Genomic DNA, 7,895 nt, shown 5'->3' on the forward strand with positions numbered 1-7,895 from the left:
GTGTGGGTGTGCAGGACACGCCGTAAACCCATCCATGGGGGCTCGATGGCGCCATCCATGGCGCCAACAGTCCTGCACACCCACACCGCCCCGCCTTCGACAGTTTCCCGGTGGCCAGTAGATCCACGCCATGCGTGGATGAATCTCCATCGAAATCGAATATTTCGATAATTGATCGAATGATCGAAGAGCATCCACGCGTGGCGTGGATCTACTGTCGACCAAGGTCGACACCTACCAATAGCAAGCCACGCCGTCCAGACAGATTGCGGAAAACTGTCGAAGGCGGGGTACTGTGGGTTTGCGGGGTGTGAGCCGCATGGATGCGGCGACCAAGCCTCCATGGACGGATTCACGGCGTCCCCGCAAACCCGCAGTGCCCCGCCATCCCCCAGGAAGCAGGCTGTTGCCGTTGCAGTTGCTCCGGCCGTTGCCTCGGCGGGTGCCGGGCGCCGCCCGGCCGATACCCCTCCCCCGGCCGGGCTGGCAGAATAGGTGTCTCTGCCGTAATCCGAAGCCGACGATGCGCCTCTCCCAGTTCCACCTGCACACCACCAAGGAAACCCCCAGCGACGCCGAGCTGACCAGCCACCGGCTGATGCTGCGCGCGGGCATGATCCGCAAGCTCGCATCCGGCCTGTACACCTGGTCGCCGCTGGGCCTGCGCGTGCTGCGCAAGGTCGAACGCATCGTCCGCGAGGAAATGGACCGTGCCGGCGCCGTCGAATTCCAGATTCCGACCATCCAGCCGAAGGAACTGTGGGAGCAGACCGGCCGCTGGCAGAAGTTCGGCCCGCAGCTGCTGAAGATCAAGGACCGCAAGGAACAGACCTTCTGCTACAGCCCCACCGCCGAAGAAGCGGCCTGCGATTTCGCGCGCAGCGAACTGTCCAGCTACAAGCAGTTGCCGGTGAACTTCTACCAGATCCAGACCAAGTTCCGCGACGAGATCCGTCCGCGCTTCGGCGTGATGCGTGCGCGCGAGTTCCTGATGAAGGACGCCTATTCGTTCCACCTGCACGACGAAGACCTGGTGCGTGAGTACGAAAACATGAAGGTGGCCTACAGCCGCATCTTCACCCGCCTGGGCCTGGACTTCCGCATGGTGCAGGCCGATTCCGGTGCGATCGGCGGTGACGCCTCGCAGGAATTCCACGTGATCGCCGATTCCGGTGAAGACGCGCTGGTGTTCTCCACCGGCTCGGACTACGCCGCCAACATGGAAGCGGCCATTGCCGCCGATCCGGCCGCGCGCGCTGCGGCCAGCGAAGCCCTGCGCAAGGTCGACACCCCGACCCAGAAGACCTGCGAAGACGTTGCTGCCCTGCTCGGCATCGACCTGCAGCGCACCGTGAAGTCGGTGGCGCTGATCGCCGGTGAAGGCAAGGCACAGCAGTTCGTGCTGGTGCTGGTGCGCGGCGACCACGAGGTCAACGAAATCAAGCTGGGCAAGGTTGCCGGCCTGGACGAGCAGCGCTTTGCCAGCGAAGCAGAGATCGCCGAATACCTCGGCAGCGTGCCGGGCTTCCTCGGTCCGGTCGCACCGGCCAAGCCGATCCGTGTGGTTGCCGATCGCGAAGTGGCGGCGATGTCCGACTTCGTCGTCGGTGCCAACGAGGCCGGTTTCCACCTGGCCGGCGTCAACTGGGGCCGCGACCTGGCCGAACCGGAAGTGGCGGACATCCGCAATGTACGCGCCGGTGATCGTGCGCTGGATGGCGGCGAGCTGAAAATCGCCCGCGGCATCGAAGTCGGCCACGTGTTCCAGCTGGGCCGCACCTATGCGAAAGCGCTCGATGCCACCGTGCTGGACGAGAACGGCAAGGCCGCAGTGATGACGATGGGCTGCTACGGCATCGGCATTTCGCGCGTGGTCGCCGCAGCCATCGAACAGAACCACGATGACGCCGGCATCATCTGGCCCGACGCGATGGCGCCGTGGCAGGTGGTGGTCTGCGTGATCAATCCGAAGGGCGACGCGGGCGTGGCCGATGCAGCGTCAGGCCTGCTGCAGGAGCTGCGCGACGCCGGCCTGGATGCTGCACTGGACGACCGCGGCCTGCGCCCGGGCGCGATGTTTGCCGACATGGAACTGATCGGCATCCCGCACCGCGTGGTGGTCAGCGAACGCGGCCTGGCCGCAGGCACCTTCGAGTACCGCTCGCGTCGCGCCGCCGAAGCGGAGAGCCTGGACAAGGCCACCCTGCTGCAGCGCCTGCAGGGTTGATCGGAAAAGACCGGGGTATACCCCGGTCTTTTTTTTGCCGGATGGCCGTTCCCGGAAAATCGCAGCGGACATAATCCGGTCAAAATGGTCGCAACCGGGCCAGCCAGCCGACAGACGGTGACCGCAACTGTTTGTGCTGGGATTAATTCCTCATTACTCTGTCCCGCGACGCCACGGACCGGCTCGTCCCTGTCCCTAAATTAGTTTCTGGAGTAATCGTTGATGAGCATCGACCTGACCGGCCTGTCGGCACGTGAGCTGGGCGCATTGATCCGCACAGCCAAGAAGCAGCAGACCATCGTCGCCAAGCGTCGCCCGATCACCAAGGTGCGTGCCCAGCTGAGCAAGCTGGCCAAGACCGAGGGTTACACCATCGAGGAACTGTTCGGTGGTGAACCCGCACCGCGTGCGCGCAAGGTCGCCAAGGCCACCCAGTCCCCGTCCAAGGCCGCCGGCCGCAAGCTGGGCAAGGTTGCGCCGAAGTACCGCAACCCGGCCAACCCGAAGGAAACCTGGACCGGTCGTGGCAAGCAGCCGCGCTGGATGGCCGAGCTGACCGCCAAGGGCAGCAAGAAGCCGGAAGATTTCCTGATCAAGAAGGCCTGAGGCCGACTGCAGCAGGAATGAAAAACGCCGGCGAAAGCCGGCGTTTTTTCTTTGTCCGGGGTGTGGACCAACGGTCCACACCCACACCATTCAAGGGTGTGCGGACCAACGGTCCACACCTACAGGGTCTTGCGCGCCGGCATCAGCAGGTTGCCGAACAGCAGGCCGGCGACCAGCGCCATCACCACGTTCAACACGGTCAGGAACACGCTCTGGCCGGCGCCCACGTCCTGTTGCTGGACCAGGGTCAGCACGCCGCGCAGGCTGGTGCTGCCGGGCACCATCATGATGATGCCCGGCAGGCGGATGATCGCGCCGGGACGGCCGACCACGCGCCCGAACAGGTTGCCACCGGCGGTCAGCAGCATCGCCGACAGGAAGATGCCGGCCGGCGTGCCCCAGGCATGACCACCAAACTTGGAGATCGCGTAACCGGCCACCGAGGCGGCGATCACCCATGGATAGTCGCGGCGGTTGGCCTTGAACAACATGGCGAAGGCGAACGCCGCCGTCAGCAGCGAGCCCCACTCCACCCACGGCCCCTGTGGCCGCGAGGCACGGATCATCGGGTCCAGCCCCAGCACATCGGCCAGGGTCACCGCGATCATCGCGCCGACACTGAGCTTCATGATGGTGGTCAACGCGCCGGCAAAGCGCGCGGTGCCGGACACCCAGTGCTGGCTGGCCAGTTCATTGACCGCATTGGTCAGTGACATGCCGGGCAGCAGCACCACCAGCGAGGCGATGATCACCGTGTTGAGATTCAGGGCGCCCACGAAGGTGGCAACCACGGTGGCGACCAGGCCGGCCAGCAGCGCCGCCAGTGCTTCGGCCGCTTCACGGCTGGCCGGGCGCTTGTCGGTAACCATGCCGAGCAGGCCGATCAGCAGGCCGATGACACCGGCGGTGGCGATGTCCAGCCACGGCAGCTTCCACATGCCTGCCACGCCGGCCGCACCGAGGGTGAAGGACAGGATGGTGCGCAGCTTGCCGCGCCGGCCCGGATCCTTGTCCAGCTGGCGCAGCGCGGTGTGGCCCTGGGCGATGCTCATGCGGCCATTGGCCACTTCTTCGGCGATCCCGTCAGCCACGCTGAGCTTGTGCAGGTCGTTCTCGCCGGGCGCCAGCCGGATCACCCGGGTGATGTCGCTGGAGCCGATGGCCTGCGCCGGGTCGCTGAAACTGAGGATGATGCCGGTGGGATTCGACCACGGTTCACAATCCAGATCGAGCTGCCGGGCCAATGCAACCACCGCCGCTTCCAGGCGCTGGGCCGTTGTGCCGTAGCTGTGCAGGCGGCCGGCGATCTCGGAAACGAAGGCCACGCGCTGCGCGTAGGTGGCCTGGGGCGTGGGGATCGTGTGAGCGTCTGCGGACATGCGCCGTAGTATTACCTACGTCAGGCTCTGCTGGAGAAATTCATCCTGGTTCGACGCGACGTGCAATTCAGAACGGTTATGCTGCGACCCGAATGGCCCCCATGACCCCGACCCACGCCCCCCAGCTCGAACAGGACGCTCAGGATCCGGGACTGATCCGGCTGTCCGGCCACTGGACCCTGAAGACCGCGCTGGCCGCGGCCGAAGTGCTGCGTGGCGTTCCGGACACGCTGACCGGCATCGACGCCACCGGCATCGAGCTGCTCGACTCCGCTGGCGTACTGCAGGTGCTGCGCGTCGCCCATCGCGCTGACCTGAGCGAAGACGCCCTGCGGTTCCGCCCGGACCACCAGGCGCTGGTGTGCACCATCGAAGAAGTGGCGGACGACCGCCCGAAGCCGAAACGCGACTTCGGCGTGCTGGCGGCGCTGGAGCGGCTGGGCGTCAGCGTCCATGCCACGGGCCACAACATCAAGGCGCTGTGCAGCTTCCTCGGTGAGAACCTGGTCAAGGCCGCACGCCTGGTCAAGGAACCCCGACGTTTCCGCTTGACCGCGACCGTGCACCAGATGGAGCAGGTCGGGCTGGACGCCGTGCCACTGGTCGCGCTGCTGTCCTACCTGGTCGGCGCAGTGATCGCCTTCCTCGGCTCGACCATCCTGCGCGATTTCGGCGCGGAGATCTTCGTGGTCGAACTGGTGAACATCGCCTTCCTGCGCGAATTCGCCGTGCTGCTGACCGCGATCGTGCTGGCCGGCCGCACTGCCAGTGCGTTCACCGCGCAGATCGGTGCAATGAAGGCACGCGAGGAAATCGATGCGATGCGCACCCTGGGGCTCGACCCCATCGACCTGCTGGTGCTGCCGCGCCTGGTCGCGCTGCTGGTGACGCTGCCGCTGCTGACCTTCATCGCGATGATCGCCGGCCTGGCCGGTGGTATCACCGTCGGCGCGTTCGACCTCGACATCCCGCCGCAGATGTACATCGCGCGCATGCACGACACGATGGAAGTGCGGCACATGCTGGTCGGCCTGTCCAAGGCACCGGTATTCGCGCTGGTGATCGGCCTGATCGGCTGCCTGGAAGGCCTGAAGGTGGAAGGCACCGCGCAATCGGTCGGCGAGCGCACCACCTCCAGCGTGGTGCAGACGATCTCGCTGGTGATCATCATCGACGCCTTCGCGGCGTTGTGGTTCATGCACATGGACTGGTGACATGAGCACGCATCCGACCCCCGAAGAAGTGCCCATGCAGGACGACGAAGGCCACGACCTGGCCATCCGCGTGCGCGGGCTGGTCAACCGCTTTGGCAGCCAGACCGTGCACGAAGGGCTGGACCTGGACGTGCGCCGTGGCGAGATCCTTGGCGTGGTGGGCGGTTCGGGCACCGGCAAATCGGTGCTGATGCGCTCGATCCTGGGCCTGCGCGTGCCGGATGAAGGGCAGATCGAAGTGCTCGGCCGCGACGCGCGTGCCGACGACGCCGAGAGCCGCCTGCACATCGAACGCAATACCGGCGTGCTGTTCCAGGACGGCGCCCTGTTCTCATCGCTGACCGTCGGCGAAAACGTGCAGGTGCCGCTGAAGGAACACCACCGCGAACTGCCCGAGCGCTGGCACTACGAGCTGGCCCTGCTGAAGGTGAAACTGGCCGGTCTGCCCGCCGATGCGATCAACAAGCTGCCCTCGCAGCTGTCCGGCGGCATGCGTAAGCGCGCCGGCCTGGCACGTGCACTGGCGCTGGATCCGCCGCTGCTGTTCCTGGACGAACCCACCGCCGGGCTGGACCCGATCGGTGCGGCCGCGTTCGACCGCCTGATCAAGACCCTGCAGGAAGCGCTGGGGCTGACCGTGTTCCTGATCACCCACGACCTGGACACGCTGTATGCCATCTGCGACCGGGTGGCAGTCATCGCCGACCGCAAGGTGGTGGCCAATGCGCCGCTACCGGAAATCGAGAGACTGGATCATCCGTGGATCCAGGAATACTTCCACGGACCCCGCGCGCGCGCCGCGCGTGGCGAACAGATCGAGAGTGCCTGAGCCATGGAAACAAAAGCCAACTACGTGCTGATCGGCGCGTTCACCCTGATCACCGGCCTGGCCCTGCTGGCCTTCGGCCTGTGGGCCGCCAAGTACTCCTCCGACCGTACCTGGCAGGAATACCGGGTGGTGTTCCGCGAAGCGGTGACCGGCCTGTCGGTCGGCAGCCCGGTGCAGTACAACGGCATCGCGGTGGGCTCGATCACCGAACTGAACCTGGTGCCGGACGATCCGCGCCAGGTGGTCGCGCGCATCCGCCTGAACTCGACAACCCCGGTCAAGACCGATACCCGCGCCAAGCTGGCGATCACCAGCCTGACCGGCCCGTCGATCATCCAGCTCAGCGGCGGCACGCCGCAGTCGCCGGCGCTGACCACGGTCAACAAGGATCCGGCGCCGATCATCCCGACCACGCCGTCAGCGCTGCAGAACATCACCGACGTGGCCAACCGCATCGTCGAGCGCATGGACCAGATCCTCAGCGACCGCAACGTCGCCTCGATCAACGCCACGTTGGCCAATCTGGAAACGATCAGTGGCGGCCTGGCCGACCGCGACCAGGGCACGCAGTCGCTGCTGCTCAGCGCGCGCGATGCCGCGCGCAGCCTGGACGCCACCCTGAAGACCACCAACGGCACCATCGAGCGCCTGGACAAGAACCTGGTGCAGCAGCTGCCGGGCATCATCGACAAGCTCGACGCCACCCTGGCCAAGCTTGACTCGGCCGCCGGCAATGCCGATTCGATCCTTGGCGAGAACCGCGCAGCCATCAACAGCTTCGCCAATGACGGCCTGGGCCAGCTCGGCCCGACCCTGGGTGAACTGCGTGGCCTGATCCGCGACCTGCGCCGGGTCAGCGACCGTCTCGAGAACAACCCCGCGCGCTACCTGCTCGGCCGCGACGCCCCGAAGGAGTTCGAACCCAAATGAGCCCGACCACCCTTCCGCGCCTGTTGCTGGCAGCGTCGCTGGCCACCCTGCTGGGTGGCTGCTCGATCCTCGGCAGCGGCGACAAGAACCCCGTCACTCTGTATTCGCCGGCCGTGCAGGTCAAGGTCGACCCCAGCTGGCCGCAGGCCGACTGGCAACTGGTGCTGGCCAAGCCCAGCGCCGCGCGCATGGTCGACAGCCCGCGCATCAACGTGCGGCCGACGCCATCGGAGCTGGAGATCTACAAGGGTGCCAGCTGGGCGCAGCCGGCCACCGACATGATCGAGGACACCCTGCTGCGCGGCTTCGAGGACTCCGGCCGCATCCACGGCGTGGCCCGCGTCGCCGCCGGCATCCGCGCCGACTACAAGCTGTCCACCGATGTCCGTCGCTTCGAATCGGACTACCAGGGGCAGGCAACGCCGACGGTCGTCATCGAGATCAACGCCAAGCTGATCGATGTGACCAACCAGCGCGTGGTCGCCGACCGCACCTTCCGTCAGCTGCAGCCGGTAGGCAGCACCGAGGTGTCGGCCGTCGCCGCCGCCTTCGAGCGTGGCCTGCAGCAGGTGGCGCAGGACGTGGTGGGCTGGACGCTGACCAGCGGGCAGAACGACAAGCAGGCGCTGAAGCGCTGATTGACCACCGCTGCACTCGCCGGGCATGGCCCGGCGCTACCCCGCGCGGTTCCGGTAGCGCCGGGCCATGCC

General features: G+C 66.3%; 6 protein-coding genes and 1 pseudogene. 6 read left to right on the top strand and 1 reads right to left on the bottom strand.

The genetic code is table 11. The annotated features are described in order from the left end of the window. The first annotated feature begins 523 nt into the window (after positions 1-523). Both ACFX4F_RS20890 and ACFX4F_RS20895 read left to right on the top strand, forming a co-directional pair. On the top strand, positions 524-2,227 hold the full coding sequence (locus tag ACFX4F_RS20890; protein ID WP_380658267.1) for a proline--tRNA ligase: 1,704 nt from the start codon (positions 524-526) through the stop codon (positions 2,225-2,227). Positions 2,228-2,449: 222 nt separating this feature from the next. Next, positions 2,450-2,827 (top strand): annotated as a pseudogene (locus ACFX4F_RS20895) (H-NS family nucleoid-associated regulatory protein); the annotation flags it as partial. Between the two features lie 125 nt (positions 2,828-2,952). Here ACFX4F_RS20895 and ACFX4F_RS20900 read toward each other — a convergent pair. Further along, the gene (locus ACFX4F_RS20900; RefSeq protein WP_025878492.1) at positions 2,953-4,212 is read right to left on the bottom strand and encodes a threonine/serine exporter ThrE family protein; all 1,260 of its coding nucleotides are present in this window, start codon (positions 4,210-4,212) and stop codon (positions 2,953-2,955) included. Positions 4,213-4,304: 92 nt separating this feature from the next. Here ACFX4F_RS20900 and ACFX4F_RS20905 point away from each other — a divergent pair, with 92 nt between their 5' ends. The 4 genes from ACFX4F_RS20905 to ACFX4F_RS20920 are packed head-to-tail and all read left to right on the top strand — an operon-like array spanning position 4,305 to position 7,823. Then, on the top strand, positions 4,305-5,426 hold the full coding sequence (locus tag ACFX4F_RS20905) for an ABC transporter permease (protein WP_205405330.1): 1,122 nt from the start codon (positions 4,305-4,307) through the stop codon (positions 5,424-5,426). Between the two features lies 1 nt (position 5,427). Further along, positions 5,428-6,255 carry an ABC transporter ATP-binding protein gene (locus tag ACFX4F_RS20910; protein ID WP_380658269.1) on the top strand — a complete coding sequence of 276 codons (828 nt, stop codon included), beginning with the start codon at positions 5,428-5,430 and terminating at the stop codon, positions 6,253-6,255. 3 nt (positions 6,256-6,258) lie between these two features. Beyond that, complete coding sequence (locus ACFX4F_RS20915) at positions 6,259-7,185, top strand: MlaD family protein (protein WP_025878489.1); 927 nt, start codon at positions 6,259-6,261, stop codon at positions 7,183-7,185. After that, the gene (locus ACFX4F_RS20920) at positions 7,182-7,823 is read left to right on the top strand and encodes an ABC-type transport auxiliary lipoprotein family protein (protein WP_099820372.1); all 642 of its coding nucleotides are present in this window, start codon (positions 7,182-7,184) and stop codon (positions 7,821-7,823) included. Before ACFX4F_RS20915 ends, ACFX4F_RS20920 begins: the two co-directional genes overlap by 4 nt. Positions 7,824-7,895 lie beyond the last annotated feature (72 nt).

Origin of the sequence: Stenotrophomonas sp. YIM B13575 (assembly GCF_042787595.1) — a bacterium.
Taxonomy (GTDB): Bacteria; Pseudomonadota; Gammaproteobacteria; order Xanthomonadales; family Xanthomonadaceae; genus Stenotrophomonas; species Stenotrophomonas lactitubi_B.